Genomic DNA, 17,686 nt, shown 5'->3' with positions numbered 1-17,686 from the left:
AATGAGTGCCGGGCTTCTGAAACTATTTTCAGCGCACTAACGGTTAACGCCCCCTCGGGCGAAGGAATTAGCATTTTGTTTGTGGTACTGCACCCGGTGGCACCGGCTTCCGGCCGTGCTCCCATTCTTGTTGCTAACCTCCTTAAACGCTCAGTTATGTCCGTAATTCTACCCCCTTGCTTCACCGGCATCTGACCTGCTGATTTGGTTACCCGTCGTTTCTCACGCTCCGATCACCAACCTAAATCCGTACGGTTATGCATTGCCGCAGTATTACCCGAACCACCGGCCCGAACAGGCTGTGGAGCCTGCTCGCCCTCCTGTTCTGCACGCTCACGCTCCACGCTCAATACAGCTTTACGTCGAGTGGCCTTCAGTTGAACGGGGCCACTGTGTTCAATCCCACCTCCATCCAGTTCGGGCCCGACCGGCGGTTGTACATCGCCGAGCAGGCCGGGTTTATCCGTATTTATACGGTGAGGCGCAACAGCGCGAACAATTATTCGGTCACGGGCTTCGAAACCATCACGCTGGTGAATGCCATTCCGAATCACGACGATAATGGGGTGGTCAATTCCTCCGTCACCCAGCGGCAGATCACCGGTATCCTGCTGCGCGGCACGGCCGCCAACCCCGTGATCTATGTGAGCTCGAGCGACAGCCGCATCGGTGGCCCCAGTGGGGAAACTAACCTCGATACGAATTCGGGGATTCTCTCCATGCTTACCTGGAATGGCACTGCGTGGGTGAAGCTCGACCTCGTACGCGGCCTGCCGCGATCGGAAGAAAACCACTCTGTGAACGGGATGCAGCTCGACGATCAGAGCAACACCCTCTTCCTTGCCGTCGGCGGACACACCAATGCCGGCTCACCGTCGACGAATTTTAATTTCACGACAGAGTACGCGCTGTCGGCCGCCATTCTCTCCATCAACCTCAACGCCATTATGGCCATGTCGACAAAAGGCAGCGGCAACAACACGTATAAATACGACCTGCCCACGCTCGACGACCCGACGCGCACCAACAACCCCGACGGAACCGATGTGAACGATCCCTTTGGCGGCAACGATGGTCTCAACCAGGCCATGCTTGTTGCGGGCGGACCCGTGCAGATCTACTCCGCCGGCTACCGCAATGCCTACGACCTCGTGCTTACGAAGTCGCGGAAACTATATACCGTCGACAATGGCGCCAACCAGGGCTGGGGCGGTTATCCGGCCGGCGAAGGCACGGCCAACGTGACCAATGCCTATGTAGCCGGAGAGCCCGGCTCTACTTCGGGAACCGCCACCGAGCCCATGGTGAACAACCTCGACAACTTCCATTACATCGGCGCCATCGACAGCTATACACCGGGGAGCTTTTATGGCGGGCACCCCTGCCCGGTACGCGCCAATCCGTCCGGTGCCGGGCTCTACACGCACAATGGCACAACCGGTGTTTTCCGCACCAGCAAAACAGGTACGAACCCATTGCCCGCCAACTGGCCGCCGGTGCCCCTGAGCATGGCCGATGCGCGGCAGGGCGATTTCAGAATGCCCGGCACCGAGGACGGCTCTCCACTGACGTTCAATTCGTCGACCAACGGGCTCACGGAGTATACGGCATCGAATTTCAATGGCGCGCTGAAAGGCGTGCTGCTCGCGGCCGGCTATAACGGCTCTATCGATGTCATCAAGCTGACCGCTGATGGTACGGGCGTGACCAATGCGCGCGACCCGGTAACGAAACTCAACCGGGAGCCACCCTTTGCGTCCAACTTCGGAGCAACGCCGCTCGACCTGGTGGCGCAGGGTGACAATGACGTCTTCCCGGGAACCGTGTGGGCCATCACGTATGGCGCCAACGAAGTGACCATCTTCGAGCCGCAGGATATCGCCGGCTGCACGGGCGCCAACAATACGAGCGATGAGGACGGCGACGGCTACACCAATGCCGACGAGATCGCCAACGGCACCAACCCCTGCTCCGCGGCCAGCAAGCCGGCCGACTTCGACGGCGATCATATCTCCGACCTCAATGATCCCGACGACGACAACGACGGCATCAACGACAAGACCGATGCCTTTGCCATCGATGCAACCAACGGCAGCTCGAAGACATTGCCGCTGCACTACAACCTGTTCAACAACGACCCGGGCACGGGCTTCTTCGGGCTTGGCTTTACGGGCCTCATGAGCAACCGCGACAGCGATTACCAGAAACTGTACAACAGCGACAACCTCATTGCCGGCGGCGCCGTGGGTGCCTTCTCGGTAGTGAATGTGCCGGCGGGTGATGCGCTGGGTACGCTCAACACGCAGCAGAACGGCTTCCAGTTCGGCCTGAAGACGAACGGGGCAGCCTTTACGTTCCGGAGCCGAATGACCGGTCCTTTCTTCAACAACGCGGTGCCCCAGGGATCACAGTCGCAGGGCATCTTTCTCGGCACCGGCGACCAGGATAATTATATCAAGATCGTGCTCAATGCCAACGGCGGTGCGGGTGGTATCCAGGTCGTATACGAAAACGCGGGAGTCGTTTCGAGCAGCCAGTATGCCATCAGCGGTGGCATCCCGGCTTCGCAGCTCGACCTGCTGCTGCAGTTCAATCCGGGCACCAACAGCGTGCAGGCGGCGTATATTCCGGGCAGCGGCTCCCAGGTCAATGTCGGGTCGCCGGTGCTGCTGAGCGGCGCGCTGCTGAATGCGCTCAAGGGAACCACAACGCTCGCGGCCGGTATTATTTCCACGTCGCGGGGCGGGCAGCCGTTCACCGCTACCTGGGACTACCTCTACCTCGACGCCAATGCGGTGACGGCCACCGGCAACTGGCAAACGCTTACACCTGCATCGGGCAACTTCACCCCAAGGGAAGAGAATGCCTACGTGCAGGCTGGCGATAAATTCTACCTCCTCGGCGGCCGCGGCAGCAAGCCCGTGCAGGAATACAACCCGTCGACAAAAGTGTGGACCGACAAGGCTTCCCAGCCATTGGAGCTGCACCATTTCCAGGCGCTCACTTTCGGCGGCCTGGTCTATGTTGTCGGAGCATTCACCGGTGCCTACCCGCACGAGACGCCGGTGCCCAACCTGTATATCTACAATCCCGCGTCCAACAGGTGGCACACGGGTGCCACCATACCGCAGGCACGCCGCCGCGGCGCGGCGGGCGCGGTGCTGTACAACAACAAGATCTACCTCGTTGGGGGCATCACCGACGGCCACTGGGCCGGCTGGGTGAAATGGTTTGATGAATACGACCCGGCGACCAATACGTGGCGGACGCTTCCGGATGCGCCGCGTGAGCGCGATCACATACAGGTGGTTGTCGTCAACGGCAAGCTTTACGTGGCCGGCGGGCGCCGCTCTTCGGCCAGCACCGGCCAGGACGTGGAGCTGACCATACCCCAGGTGGATGTGTTCGACTTTGCCGCCGGCACCTGGTCGACTCTTCCGGCTGGCAGCAACATTCCCACACAGCGGGCAGGCGCCAGCAACGTAGTGCTCGGCAACGAAGTGATCGTGATCGGCGGCGAGAGCGGCTCGCAGGTGGCGGCACATGTGCAGACCGAAGCGCTCGACGTAACCACCGGCACCTGGCGGCGGCTTGCCGACCTGCAGCAGGGGCGGCACGGAACGCAGGCCATCGCGAGCAACGGCGGGATCTATACGGCGGCGGGTCCGGGCAACCGCGGCGCAACCCCTCTTCTGACCACGCAGGAAGCCTTCTACTTCTTCGCGCCCACAACGCCCAGCGGCACCGCGCTGACACAAAGCACCTTGACGGCGCCGGCCTCGCTTTCGTTCGGATCGGTGGCGCTGAACAGCAGCAGCACGCAGTCGCTCGTTATCGCCAACAACAGCGGCAACCAGGCCATTTTAGTGTCGGCCATCACGCTCAGCGGCGGAAGCGCCTTTACCTTCAGCTCGCCGTATGCACTGCCGTTTGTCATCGGTGCCGGGCAAAGCGTGCCGATCACGGTAACGTTCCGTCCCACGGCTTCCGGCAGCCAGACGGCAAGCCTGCAGGTGACGCACTCGGGTCAGAACGGTACCACAACCAGCAGCCTGAGCGGTACGGGTGGCGGTACCAGCACGTCGGCATTGTACCGCGTCAACGCCGGTGGCCCGCAGGTGACGAACAGCATCGGGACCTTTGCGGCGGATAACAGCTTCGCGCCTTCGCCGGGCAATGTGAGCAGCACGACCGCGGCCATAAATGGCACTACGGATGACGCCATCTACCAGACGGAGCGCTGGGGCAACACGATCGATTATGCTTTCCCGGTACCCAACGGGCAGTACCGCGTGGTGCTGCACTTCGCGGAGATCTACTGGACAACAGCGGGAAGCCGCGTGTTCGACGTATCGATCGAGGGCGTGAAGAAGCTTGATAACTATGATATCGTGGCGAAGGTGGGTGCGTTTACTGCTACGACCGAAAGCTTTGTCGTGAGTGTTGCCGATGGCACGCTCAACATCAACCTCAGCTCGCTTACGGCGGTGGGAGGAAAGGACAACGCGAAAGTGTCGGCTATCGAAGTCCTCAGCGCTACGACAAACGCGACGCCCGTGGCGAATGCGGGGCCGGATAAAACACTCACGCTGCCCGCGAACTCGGTAACGCTCAACGGCTCCGGCACGGACAGCGACGGAAGCATTGCCTCATACAGCTGGACGCAGGTCAGCGGGCCGAATACAGCGAGCTTCAGCAGCAAGACAGTTGCGGCGCCGACCGTAAGCGGCCTTGTGCAAGGGAGCTATGTGTTTGCGCTTGTGGTGACCGATAACGGAGGAGCAACGAGCGTTGCCGACCAGGTGACGGTAACGGTGAATGCGGGCTCAACCGGCGGCGCCAGCACGTACCGGATCAACGCCGGCGGGGCGCAGGTGACCAACAGCATCGGCACTTTTGCCGCCGATAATTATTTCACCGCGTCATCCGGCGGAGCCTTCAGCAGCACCGCCGCTATCAACGGCACAACGGATGATGCCATCTACCAAAGTGAGCGCTGGGGCTACAGCTTCGGCTATGCCTTCCCGGTACCCAACGGGCAGTACCGCGTGGTGCTGCATTTCGCGGAGATCTACTGGACAACAGCCGGAAGCCGCGTGTTCGACGTATCGATCGAGGGCGTGAAGAAGCTTGATAACTATGACATCGTGGCGAAGGCCGGTGCCTTCACGGCTACGACCGAAAGCTTTGTCGTGAGTGTTGCCGATGGCACGCTCAACATCGACTTCAGCTCGGCGGCGGGCGACGGCGGCATAGACAATGCGAAAGTGTCGGCCATCGAGGTCCTGCCGGCCGGTGGCACGCAGGCCCTGGGCAGCTTCACCCTGGTGAATGCCGATAACGAGCAGGACCTCATGACGCTGGCGAGCGGCGCTACGATCAACCTCGCCACGCTGCCCACGCGCAACCTGAATGTGCGGGCCAACACGGTGCCTGCAACAGTCGGCAGCGTTGTGTTTGCGCTGGGTGGAACGCAGGTGCGCAACGTCACCGAGACCAGCGCGCCGTACGCACTTTTTGGCGACAACGCCGGCAACTACAATCCGTGGACACCCGCAACGGGCAGCTACAGCCTCACCGGAACGCCCTACAGCGCTGCCGGTGGAACGGGTACGGCCGGTACACCGCTCACCGTGAGCTTCACCGTGATCGACAATGCGGCCGTGACGCGGACGGCAACGCCGGCAAACGCGGCGCTGGCCGGGCTGGGCAAGGATGAAGCCACTCCGGATGACCTGCCCCTGGCGGTATACCCCAACCCTTCCGCATCGCGACGGATCTCGGTGCAGTTCCCGCTGCCCCTGCAGGGCGAGCTCTCCTATGCGTTGTATTCCGGAACCGGCGACCGGCTGCTGCTGGAGAAACAGTCGCTGCCCGCGGCAACCCTGTTGCTGGAGCTCGACTTCAGCCGGTACAGCCTTGCGGATGGCGTTTATTACCTGGAGCTGTCGGCGGGTAGCTACCGGAAGACGGTGCAGGTACTATTCACCGGCCGATGATGGGGTTGGCCAGGGCCGACGATCCGTGGTTCGTTTCCCGCCGGTGCATCCGTATTTCTACAATCGGTCGCACCGCCGGGTTTCCCCGGGACAAGGCTTTCCGCGTAACCGGATTCATACTTAATCACTTGCAGTAACGTATATCCTTAGCACTCTTTTTGTATGGCAATCACAATCGGAAAAAGCTGTCCTGATCCTTGTGCTGACGGTTGAGACAACCCGATACATCACCTGAAAAACCCTCTGCAGCAGCGAAGACATCGTGTCTGCGCTGCCAACCTGTTCCGGTCTATGCTAACCTAACACATAAACAATCCCGACCATGCTCCGACAAAAAACCTGCAAGGCAGGCTGCAGCGCTTTTCTATGCCTGCTCCTGCTCCTGCTTTCCCACGCATCCAGCGCCCAGTACAGCTTTTCCTCCAGCACACTGCGCCTGATGAGCGGCGCAACGATTTTCAACCCGACATCGATCCAGTTTGGCCCCGACAACCGCCTGTACATTTCGGAGCAGGCGGGTTTCATCCGCATCCATACGGTGCGCCGCAACGGGCCGAACGACTATTCCACCACGGCCTTCGAAACGATCTCCCTGATCAATGGCATACCGAACCACGATGATGACGGATCGGTGAACACGTCGCAGACGCACCGGCAGATCACCGGTATCCTCGTGAAAGGCACGGCAGCCAACCCAATCATCTACGTGAGTTCGAGCGACTACCGCGCCGCTACGGGAGCCGGCCTGGAAACGAACCTCGATACGAACTCCGGGATCATCTCGATGCTCACCTGGAATGGCACGGCCTGGGTGAAGATCGACCTCGTGCGGGGCCTGCCGCGATCGGAAGAATACCATTCGGTGAACGGCATGCAGCTCGACGAAAGCACCAACACGCTGTTCGTTGCAGTGGGAGGCTTTACCAACGCCGGCTCGCCGTCGACCAACTTCAACTATACCTGCGAGTATGCCCTGTCGGCCGCGGTACTCTCCATCAACCTCAACACGATCCTGGCCATGCCCACGAAAGGCAGCGGAAGTAATACGTATAAATACGACCTCCCGACACTTGACGACCCGACGCGCGCCAACAACCCCGACGGGAGCGATGTGAACGATCCTTTCGGAGGAAATGACGGTCTCAACCAGGCGATGCTCGTGGCCGGCGGCCCGGTGCAGATCTATTCTTCGGGCTACCGCAATGCCTACGACCTCGTGCTCACGAAAGCCCGCCGTCTGTACACCATCGACAACGGTGCCAACCAGGGCTGGGGCGGCTATCCCGCCGGCGAAGGCACGGCCAATGTAACCAATGCCTATGTGGCCGGCGAGCCGGGCTCTACGGGGCCGACGGCTACAGAAGGACAGGTGAACAACCTGGACAACTTCCACTATATCGGCAACATCGATACCTATGTGCCGGGCTCGTTCTACGCGGGACATCCCTGCCCGGTGCGCGCTAACCCGGCCGGCGCGGGGCTCTATACGCACAACGGGACGACGGGTGTTTTCCGGACGAGTACCAGCGGGCCCAACCCGCTGCCCGCCAACTGGCCGCCGGTGCCCCTGGGCATGGCCGATACGCGGCAGGGTGATTTCAAAATGCCGGGAACGGAAGACGGCTCTCCGCTGACCTTCAACTCGTCGACCAACGGGATCACGGAGTATACGGCATCGAACTTCAACGGCGCGCTGAAGGGATGCCTGCTGGCTGCCGAATACAACGGAGCGATCGCCGTGATCAAGCTGACGGCCGATGGCACCGGCGTGACCAACGCGCGCGACCCTGTTACGAAACTCAACCAGGAACCCGACTTCGCCTCCAACTTCGGCGCCACACCGATCGACCTGGTGGCGCAGGGCGACAATGATATTTTTCCCGGCACCGTGTGGGCCATCACCTATGGCGCCGACGCCGTGGTGATCTTCGAGCCGCAAAGTATCGGCTCCTGCACGGGCGCCAACAACACGACCGACGAGGATGGCGACGGCTATACCAATGCCGACGAGATCGCCAACGGCACCAACCCCTGCTCGGGCGCGAGCAAGCCGGCCGACTTCGACGGCGATCATATCTCCGACCTCAACGATCCCGACGACGACAACGATGGCATCAGCGACAAGACAGATGCCTTTGCCATCGATGCAACCAATGGCAACAGCACGGCGCTGCCGCTGCACTACGACCTCTTCAACAATAACCCCGGTACCGGCTTCTTTGGTGTTGGCTTCACGGGGCTGATGAGCAACCAGGACAGCGACTATCAACGGCTGTATAACAGCGACAACCTCATTGCCGGCGGCGCTATCGGCGCCTTTTCGGTGGTGGATGTGCCGGCCGGCGATGCGTTGGGATCGCTCAACACGCAGCAGAACGGATTCCAGTTCGGGGTGCACACGGGCGGTGTCGCGTTCACGTTCCGTTCGGCCATGACAGGACCTTTCTTCAATAACCAGGTGCCGCAGGGATCACAGTCGCAGGGCATCTACCTCGGCAACGGCGACCAGGATAATTATATCAAGATCGTGCTCAATGCCAACGGTGGCGCCGGTGGCATCCAGGTGGTATACGAGAACGCGGGTGTTGCCACGAGCTTCCAGTACCCGGTTGCAGGCGGCATCCCAGGCACGACGCTGGAACTGCTGCTGACCTACGACCCGGCCACGGGCAGTGTGCAGGCGGCCTATGCGCCGAACCGCGGTGCGGTCGTCAATGCAGGCTCACCGATTGTGGTCAGCGGTGCCCTGCTGAATGCGCTCAGGGGTAGTACGAACCTGGCGGCGGGGATCATTTCCACCTCGCGGGGAGGCCCTTCCTTTACGGCAACCTGGGACTATCTCTACCTCGACGCAGCCGCATCGACCGCGACGTACCGCGTGAACGCCGGCGGCCCGCAGGTTACGAACAGCATCGGTACGTTTGCTGCGGATAACAGCTTCACACCGACGCCCGGGAATACGTATAGTACCACTGCTGGAATCAACGGCACGACGGACGATGCCATCTACCAGTCGGAGCGCTGGGGCAACAACTTCAGCTATGCTTTCCCGGTAACCAACGGACAGTACCGCGTGGTGCTGCACTTCGCCGAGATCTACTGGACGACGGCGGGAAGCCGCGTGTTCGACGTATCGATCGAAGGCGTACGCAAGCTTGATAACTACGACATCGTGGCGAAGGTGGGTGCGTTCACGGCGACGACCGAAAGCTTCATCGTAAATGTCACCGACGGTGTGCTCAACATCAACTTCTCCTCGCTGACAAGCGTCGGTGGAAAAGACAACGCGAAGGTGTCGGCCATCGAGATCCTCAGTGCCACTACCAACACGGTGCCGGTGGCGAACGCGGGCCCGGACCAAACGCTTACGCTGCCAACGAATAGTACCGCGCTGAGCGGCTCGGGGACAGATGCCGACGGCACGATTGCCAGCTACAGCTGGACGCAGGTGAGCGGTCCGAATACAGCGAGCTTCAGCAGCAAGACGGTTGCGGCACCGACCGTCAGCGGCCTCGTGCAGGGAACCTATGTGTTTGCGCTCGTGGTGACCGACAATGCGGGTGCTTCAAGCAGTTCCGACGCGGTAAGTATCGTGGTGAATCCAGCACCGGTCACCTCCGTTCTCTACCGCGTGAACGCCGGCGGCCCGCAGGTGACCAATAGTATCGGAACGTTTGCCGCGGACAGCAGGTTCACGCCGACACCCGGGAATACGTATAGTACCACTGCTGGCATCAACGGCACGACGGATGATGCCATCTACCAAAGTGAGCGCTGGGGCAACAACTTCAGCTATGCTTTCCCGGTAACCAACGGACAGTACCGCGTGGTGCTGCACTTCGCGGAGATCTACTGGACGACGGCGGGAAGCCGCGTGTTCGACGTATCGATCGAAGGCGTGAAGAAGCTTGATAACTATGATATCGTGGCGAAGGTGGGTGCGTTTACTGCTACTACGGAAAGCTTCATCGTAAATGTCACCGACGGTGTGCTCAACATCAACTTCTCCTCGCTGACAAGCGTGGGTGGAAAAGACAACGCGAAGGTGTCGGCGATAGAAGTGTTGTTGGCATCCACGACCCGTGGGCTGATCGTGGCGCGGGAGCCGCTGCTGCCTTCGGCGGGCGCAAGTCGTGACGCTGTGGAGCTGCGCCTGTTTCCGAACCCGGTTACATCGGGACGTCTTTCGATCGCATTTTCAAGGCCGGTGCAGGGCAATCTTTCCTACACGCTGTATTCGGCGTCGGGCACTGCGTTGCTGACCGAACGGCGCGAGCTGCCCGGGCCGGTGCTGCGACTGCCCATCGACCTCGGCCGCGCGCGGCTGGCCAATGGAATGTACTTCCTGGAAGTGACGCTGGGCGGGCGGAGAAAGGCCCTGTCGTTCCTGCTCTCGGGCCATTAATGTAAAAACCCTCAACCCGCAGCCCGTTCAAAGGGCGGCGGGGCGAACAAAGGCCGTCTCGGTGAGGCGGCCTTTCCTGTTGCGCTGCCGTAGCGCGGCATTTTCGCGGAACTGCATTTTTCAGGAACTTGCGTAAGGAACCCAAATGCAACCCGATGAACACAACCGCCGCACATGATCAGCGTATCGCCAACATGACCTTTGCTTCTGTGTACCCGGCCTATGTGGCCAAGGTGGAAAAGAAGGGGCGGACCCGCGCGGAGCTGGACGCTGTAATTGGCTGGCTCACCGGCTTCGACGGGCGCACGCTGCAGGAACTGATCGACGAGGGGGTGACCTTTCAAACCTTTTTCGGGCGGGCCACGCTGCACCCGAATGCCGTACGGATCACGGGCGTCATCTGCGGGTACCGGATCGAGGAGATCGAAAACCCGCTGACGCGGCAGGTGCGGTACCTGGATAAGCTGGTAGACGAGCTGGCGAAGGGGCGAAAGCTGGAGAAGATCTTCCGGAGCGAGTAGGCGAACGGGCGCTCGCAACGGATGCGGCCTGTTTTGAAAGAGTTATTTCGGAACGACACAGGATACGAAGGACAAAGGGCTGCCCGTGGGCGGCCCTTTGTGATTGCCCGGTATAACGTGGGTGAGATGTTGCCGGGCCGGGTGGGAAAAACAACGCGAAACCGGCGTCAAAAGCACATGGCGTTACGGCCCGGCGTTGGGAGCTTTGGCGCATGGAGCTTCCGGTTGTAACCCTGACGGCTTTTCATCATCGTGCTGCGGAGCGGATCGGAATCCGGTTCGAGCGCGAGTGGGCGGCCGTACTGGCGGCGGTGCGCGCGTTGGCAGATGCGCGCTGGAGCCGCACGTATCGTTGCTGGTATATTGCCCTCGGGCAGGCAAGCTACAACGCATTGAAAGCAGCGCTGGCCGGTAAGGCGTTACTGCAGACGGAAGCGCTTGCGGCCTACCTGCAGGAACGGGGCCCTGCTCGATGCAACCGGCGCTGCGGGCTTGTCGAAAGCCCGTGCCGACATACTCTTGCAGCAACCGTTGACCGAGGCCAACCGGGAGGCGTACCGGAAGTTTACCGAGTTGCTTCAGCTGAAGGGATACAGTCCGAATACCCGGCGAACCTATGGCAACGAGTTTCATTTCCTGCTGCGGCAGCTGGGTTCAATCCCGGTGCGGGAGATGAGCAAGGAACAGGTGCAGAGTTACCTCCTGCTCCTGCTGCAGCAATACCGGTACAGCGACCTGCACGTGCATACGGCGGTCAATGCGCTCAAGTTTTATTTTGAGCAGGTGGAGGGGCGGGGCAAGGAGTTTTATGACCTGCCGCGGCCAAAGAAGCCGCAGACGTTACCGCAGGTGCTGGCGCCGCAGGAGGTGGAGCGGCTTATTCAGTAGGAGCCGAACCTGAAGCACCGCGCCTTGCTGATGGCGGCCTATAGCGCAGGCTTGCGGGTGAGCGAGCTGGTGCACCTTCGTTTCGCGGACATCGACCGGGCGCGCATGGTGCTGTATGTGCGTCAGGGGAAAGGCAAGAAGGACCGGATGCTGCCCCTGAGCGCGGCGCTGCTGAAGCTGTTGGAAGTATACGTGCGGCAGTACCGGCCGAAGGAGTACGTTTTCGAGGGCGAGGGCGGTGGCCCTTATAGTGCGCGCAGCGCGCAGCTGGTGCTGCAGGCGGCCAAGCGACGGGCGGGGATTGTGAAAAAGGGGAGCGTGCATATGTTGCGTCATTCTTATGCCACGCACCTGCTGGAGCGGGGCACGGACATCCGGTTTATCCAGACCTTACTGGGCCATAACGACCTTCGGACGACGGCACGGTATGCGCATGTGGCGAAGCGTCCGCTGACGCAGCTGCGCAGCCCGCTGGACGACCTCAACCTGGAGCTCTGAAGGCCATGCGTTTTTGCAATAGCCTGGGAGAACGGTCTTTCGTATTCGAAGTAGCCGGAAAGGGCTGTTGCCCCGCAACCTGCCGATGGACTACTCAAAAAGCGAAATGAATCGGATCTGGTTTACAAGGGGTTCGGTTTCGTAGGGGTGTTTTGTCGGGTGGCGGAGATTGCGGATATTTAAGTGTTAGCAGCAACCCTACACTCCTAAGTTCGTAAGGCCTAACAATGGCATTAACAAAAACAGATCTCAAGTATATAGTCCCGTTTCTTTTATTCGTTGGACTTGGCTTATGGGGATCGTTTCATTTTCCATTTCGGGAGGACAAAAAAGCTCTGGCACTCACGTTTCGATGGTGCTTTCTTCCTTCGCTGGTTCTCGGTGTACTTTACGCTTATTATGGAGGGTACAAACGTGCGCCTGCACAAGCTAAATGGCGCAACGTTCTTGCTGTATTTGCGTTAACGATTTTCGCAACCTTGATTTTTCTTCGCTCTTTCCAAGGCTATATTTTCTTAGCAAATAGATACTTTGGTATGCAAAACGACATCCTTGTGTCGGGTATCATTTCAAAAGTGGACGCTCCCAAGAAAAAGAAACCTTTGGATTCATACACGATATACCTGGACTGCGGTAATAAAGCTGAAATTGTCTTAGACGTTCCTGGAACGGAATGGCATGAAGGGCTTCCTTTTTCAAAAGTGCTTCGAAAGGGGTCTTTAGGACTTCTCTACGGGAACTAACATTCAATCTTGCCAGGCTGCTGCTAACAGGGGCTGTTGCGCTAGCCTAGGTCGTTTCATTTCATATCTTCACTAAGCTATACGGCCAGCGCAAAGCCCTGGTCGTTAGCCGCCACCTACATTCCTTTATGCAAAGTGCAGATTTCAAGAAAGCAATAATTTTCTCGATGTCCGAGATATTAAAGCCGCATGGCTTTAGGCGTTCCGGTAACAATTTCATTTACTCAAACGGCGATCTGACCTACTATGTGAACTTACAAAGCAGCATGAGTTCTACATCTTCGCTATTGAAGATTACAGTCAATATTGGTCTCTTTTCTTCTCTAGTCTATAAGCTTGAAGACACTTCTATACTGGAAAAGGACCAACGTCACTATGAGCGACGAATTGGAGAGTACATGGTTCCTCCCAGAGACCATTGGTGGACGATTACCAATGAAAGTGAATTAAAGGCGGCTGCATCAGAAATTGCTAATATTCTCGCCGGGTCTGTGTTGCCTGAACTTTTGGGAATTGCGACTTCCGCGGACCTAGTTGCTTTGTGGAGAGGAGGAACTGCGCCCGGTCTGACCGAAAAGAAGCGTCTGGAGTATCTGGACCTCTGCTCTGACGTGTCCTTCTAGTGGGCCGGCGGCGGCTAACAGGGGGTGTTGCGCTATGGCCTACGAACAGTCATTATAGTTCGTAATTTCATTCTTGGCCACAGCGCAAAGCCCTGGTCGTTGGGCGCTATGCGGTACACTCCTAAATCACTAACTGCACAGAGTAATGAGTTTTTTAATTTTCGGAAGATCGATATTGATTTCAAGTCTTTTATTTTTCGGCATTTACGTTCAGGCTCAAAAGCCGCCTGTTGCGGCGAACAGCAGGTCTTCGGTGTCCGATAGTGTGGCGCTTAGAGCTCTAGTCATAAACTTATTAAAGTGGCATGAAAAAGACCGTGCTGGGGATTTTACGCCAATGGGCCCATCTCCCGGCGACAGTATCTACCGGTCAATTGACTGGAAAAGGCATCGGCATCGCATGGGTCAGTTGGAAGTTACAAACTTGTTTACATCGACATTTATACGCCGTTACGACAGTCTCGCTCTTTTCCTCGACAAGGAGCTGAAAAGGAACCAGGAAAAATACTACGTTGGTGAAATGCCGCCATATTCTGATGCCAGCGGTTGGTGCGACTGTCAGGATTATCCGTCCAATCCTTGGCGCAAATTTGGCATCATGGGCGTGGTTTCCGATGGTCAGGTTGCATCTTTTTGGTGGAGCTGGCAGAAAGGACAGAAGTATAGGCTTCGTGCAAGGAAAGAAGCTAATGGCTGGCGGATCGAGTGGTTAGAGAAGTTCAATATTTCAAATTATAGTTGGTAGTCTCCTCGCGAAGCACAGCGCCCAACAGGGGCTGTTGCGCTATGGCCTCCGAACCGTCCTATAATTTGTAACTTGTTGCTCGGCCACAGCGCAAAGCCCTGGTCGTTGCGCAATCAGCAAGTTCGCCGACTATGAGTGCAACAACAATTATCAAGATTATTTTTAGTTTCATTTTTGCTGTTTTAGCCAGTGCTGCATTCCTTACTTTGAACTCGCTCCTTGCAATGCCAATAGTTGCATACGAGTCGAAATGGATAGCGACCCAAGTTTATTTCAAAGGACCCATTATCTTGACAGCTTTGCTTGGCTCTATTATTTGGGTAGTTTGCTTCAGGCTCACACGAAGCAGCATTTTTAGGCCAGTACTGGTAGCTACTGTAATAACTCTTTTGTTTTTCCTCACCACTTTCAGCATAGCGTATTATTACTGGGGCATTTATCTTGAAAGAAATAGAATATCGTGATGCTGGCTTCGCTGAAGGGAATGGCCGCTTGGAGGTCTAGCGGCACACTAGACGCGACGGCGCATAACATGGGCTGTTGCGCTATGGCCGGTCGTTTCATTTCAAACCATTCTTTAAATTCACGGCCACAGCGCAAAGCCCTGGTCGTTAGCCGCCATTCATGGACCTACCAACTGATGAATTACAAAAACAGTATTAGAACTCCTATTTTGACATTTGACCAGCGTCTGCCTGAGTTGACGTTCATTATTGAACTTCTCCGTTCTTATAATATAAAAACTGTTGATCTTTTATTTGGCTGGCCTTGGGGCAACGAGTACGGTGGATGGACGCCGTTTCAAATAGGGCTGGACGAGATTCTAACCAAAATTTCTGAAGCAGAGGCGTCGGGAGCAGGAACATTTAAAGAGGACGACCTTTCAATAATTGCAGACAAACCTCAAATTGAGTTATTGTTCTGCCATGAGTACGACTTGCACCTGGACTTCAATGACGAGAATACTATAGTCGCTGCTATCCTTGATCATTGGAGAACATGTGGTTATCAGCTTACTAACAAGACACCTCCTAAATGACGGCGGCTAACAGGGGCTGTTGCGCTAGCTTGCTTTCCTAAAGTTGAAATATCTTTATAACTGACGCCAGCGCAAAGCCCTGGTCGTTGTGCGCAATTCAGATTCCTTAAAAGCTGTAGAGTTGAAAAATTTCTCCACCATAGTTCTTTTGTTGTATTTGTTTTCTCGCTGTGGCGTTAAAAGTGACTTCGAAAGAGTCAAATGATCTCTTGAGTTATACCGAATGTCTGCAATCGAAATTCAAAATAAGGTGTCTATATACAGCCGAAAAGATCCGCGATATTTCAATGTGTACTCTGACGATTATCCTCCAAAGGTCAATGACTCCTTATTGAAGGGGCTAGAAAGAACTCGTATGCTGGTAGATAAAGGACTTGTGGTAGGTATTGATGTTGCTGGGAACGGCGAAATAGGATATAATATTCAAAACAAGGACGGCGGCCTTTTCGGTATGGCACGCACTTTTTTATTATATCACCGAAATACCGCTGGAGAGATTGTCAATTTTGTAACAAATGGCGCTCATCACAACATAAAGCGTCGGATAGTTATAGATTCGGCATTCACATACTATTCGGTGGGTCAGCCTTTTGAATAGAACTGCGCACAACAGGGGCTGTTGCGCTAGCCTAGTTTTCCTAATTTTATATCTTCCCAAAAGCAGACCGGCCAGCGCAAAGCCCTGGTCGTTGGGCGCTACTACCAGTCTTTAAGATGAGTCAGTCAACAACCTTTTACCGCGTGAACAAAAAGTCTTCGAAACCATCGAGAAGGAGGGCCTTAGTGCGGTCAATATCTTTTCCGCTGGTAATGGACGAGCTACAATACAAAGTACGGGGTTAGCCTTTGCCTTCCTGTTAGTAAAGCATAAGGGCGCTGACCAGGCTGATATAATCCGACAATTATTTGAGCCTACTAGAAACTTCATTGATAACCCTAATGGCCATAGTCTTTGCGTCTCCTATACTTCCCCAGCTGACATCGAAGCAGTTGCCGGAATGCTAGGTGCGATCTCAAATGAAGCTTTCATATCCCTTTTTGATCCAGAGGAACTAAACAGGGCTAAAATTTATCCTTGCCTTTGGCGCTGGAGGACGGGACCCAACCAAGCGTACACGGAAAATCATCTTTTACAGGACTTTATTCCTGTCAAGGAACTGCTAATAGAAGCTGCCCGGCACAAGGACTATATTGTGGCTTTCTCTGGATAACCGCCGCAGCGCCCAACATGGGCTGTTGCGCTAGCCTGGCTTACTTTATTTACTACCTTTCCTACAGCACGCCGGCCAGCGCAAAGCCCTGGTCGTTGGCCGCAACCTGCTTTCCTAAACTAATATCAGAGTGGTATTCAATACCAAACGAGATATAGACTGTAACACTCTAAATAAATGGAAGCGAAAACTAGGATGGGTCTTCTTATAGTAGGAGCGGGCTGTATTTATTTTGTTAGTTCGTTCTTCGGGAAAAAGATACGAGATCAAAAGAATTCGCTTCTAGCGTCTGAACTAAATGGTAGGATTGAGCAGTACAAATACCAAGGCCGTAATGCTTGTTACCTTAAGATATCTCTTGGAAAAAGGTTAATAGAAGCCAGTCATCTAGCAATCGAAAACTTACCTGAATCGTAAGCATTGCAAACCGGAGACAGCGTCTATAAACGAGGCGGTAGTGATACTTTGTATTTCCGTCGTAGTAATAGTAACGGGCAGGACACATCTTTCATCCGAATTATTTGTAGATGATTCGGAGCTATCATTGCTTCGGGATGGGTATTTCCCCGACCGGCTGCGGCCAACAGGGGCTGTTGCGCTATGGCCTCTGAGCAACTACGATAGTTCCTAACTTCACGCTCGGCCACAGCGCAAAGCCCTGGTCGTTATGCGCCATCGCGTTCAGTCGTAAATTCTAACCATGGAAAAAGCTCCACCAATTATTGGTAAGGCAAGGACAATAGCATATTTAGTTCTTTCAGATGAATTTAGGGGAACCGGAAATACAAAGCATTTCATTGATGGCGCCTTAGTTAAGTCATTTGCCAGCTTGGCAATTTGCCAGTACCTCAACGACAGTGGATATTATCTATTCTACTGTGACTCGAATTGGAACGCTCTGACAGATACCTATCATGATACTATTGAAGGTGCTGTAGAACAGGCTGAATACGAATTCAGAGGATCATCTTCAGGCTGGACTTTCCTTCGAGATGACGGCGCATAACATGGGCT

12 protein-coding genes are annotated in these 17,686 nt (G+C 56.2%); all 12 read left to right on the top strand.

The features are described 5' to 3' along the window. The first annotated feature begins 257 nt into the window (after positions 1–257). The 12 genes from ACYU7Z_RS10025 to ACYU7Z_RS09970 all read left to right on the top strand — a co-directional run bounded on the left by ACYU7Z_RS10025 (position 258) and on the right by ACYU7Z_RS09970 (position 17,678). Positions 258–5,999 (top strand): malectin domain-containing carbohydrate-binding protein, encoded by a 5,742-nt coding sequence (locus tag ACYU7Z_RS10025; protein ID WP_460569981.1) that lies wholly within the window; start codon positions 258–260, stop codon positions 5,997–5,999. A 322-nt stretch (positions 6,000–6,321) separates the two neighbouring features. Beyond that, a complete protein-coding gene (locus ACYU7Z_RS10020) occupies positions 6,322–10,404 on the top strand; it encodes a malectin domain-containing carbohydrate-binding protein (RefSeq protein ID WP_460569979.1) in 4,083 nt (1,360 codons plus the stop codon). Positions 10,405–10,559: 155 nt separating this feature from the next. Next, positions 10,560–10,925 (top strand): DUF2200 domain-containing protein, encoded by a 366-nt coding sequence (locus ACYU7Z_RS10015; RefSeq protein ID WP_460569977.1) that lies wholly within the window; start codon positions 10,560–10,562, stop codon positions 10,923–10,925. Positions 10,926–11,417: 492 nt separating this feature from the next. After that, positions 11,418–11,813, top strand: a complete 396-nt coding sequence (locus ACYU7Z_RS10010; RefSeq protein ID WP_460569975.1) for a phage integrase N-terminal SAM-like domain-containing protein — start codon at positions 11,418–11,420, stop codon at positions 11,811–11,813. Positions 11,814–11,822: 9 nt separating this feature from the next. Then, entirely contained in the window at positions 11,823–12,311 is a 489-nt protein-coding gene (locus ACYU7Z_RS10005) for a tyrosine-type recombinase/integrase (RefSeq protein WP_460572408.1), read from the top strand. A gap of 227 nt (positions 12,312–12,538) precedes the next feature. Further along, the gene (locus ACYU7Z_RS10000) at positions 12,539–13,054 is read left to right on the top strand and encodes a hypothetical protein (RefSeq protein WP_460569973.1); all 516 of its coding nucleotides are present in this window, start codon (positions 12,539–12,541) and stop codon (positions 13,052–13,054) included. Positions 13,055–13,182: 128 nt separating this feature from the next. Further along, a complete protein-coding gene (locus ACYU7Z_RS09995) occupies positions 13,183–13,677 on the top strand; it encodes a DUF4304 domain-containing protein (protein ID WP_460569971.1) in 495 nt (164 codons plus the stop codon). A 145-nt stretch (positions 13,678–13,822) separates the two neighbouring features. Further along, the gene (locus ACYU7Z_RS09990) at positions 13,823–14,422 is read left to right on the top strand and encodes a hypothetical protein (protein WP_460569969.1); all 600 of its coding nucleotides are present in this window, start codon (positions 13,823–13,825) and stop codon (positions 14,420–14,422) included. A 547-nt stretch (positions 14,423–14,969) separates the two neighbouring features. Next, the gene (locus ACYU7Z_RS09985; RefSeq protein ID WP_460569967.1) at positions 14,970–15,461 is read left to right on the top strand and encodes a hypothetical protein; all 492 of its coding nucleotides are present in this window, start codon (positions 14,970–14,972) and stop codon (positions 15,459–15,461) included. Between the two features lie 223 nt (positions 15,462–15,684). Next, positions 15,685–16,059: a hypothetical protein gene (locus tag ACYU7Z_RS09980; RefSeq protein ID WP_460569965.1), complete on the top strand. Its 375-nt coding sequence runs from the start codon at positions 15,685–15,687 to the stop codon at positions 16,057–16,059. A gap of 166 nt (positions 16,060–16,225) precedes the next feature. Continuing rightward, a complete protein-coding gene (locus ACYU7Z_RS09975) occupies positions 16,226–16,672 on the top strand; it encodes a DUF1877 family protein (RefSeq protein WP_460572406.1) in 447 nt (148 codons plus the stop codon). A 700-nt stretch (positions 16,673–17,372) separates the two neighbouring features. Then, complete coding sequence (locus ACYU7Z_RS09970; RefSeq protein ID WP_460569963.1) at positions 17,373–17,678, top strand: hypothetical protein; 306 nt, start codon at positions 17,373–17,375, stop codon at positions 17,676–17,678. Positions 17,679–17,686: the final 8 nt, after the last annotated feature.

It is taken from the genome of Flaviaestuariibacter terrae (assembly GCF_054777635.1).
Note: the sequence above shows the minus strand (reverse complement) of the source record. Positions and strands in the feature narration are given on the sequence as shown.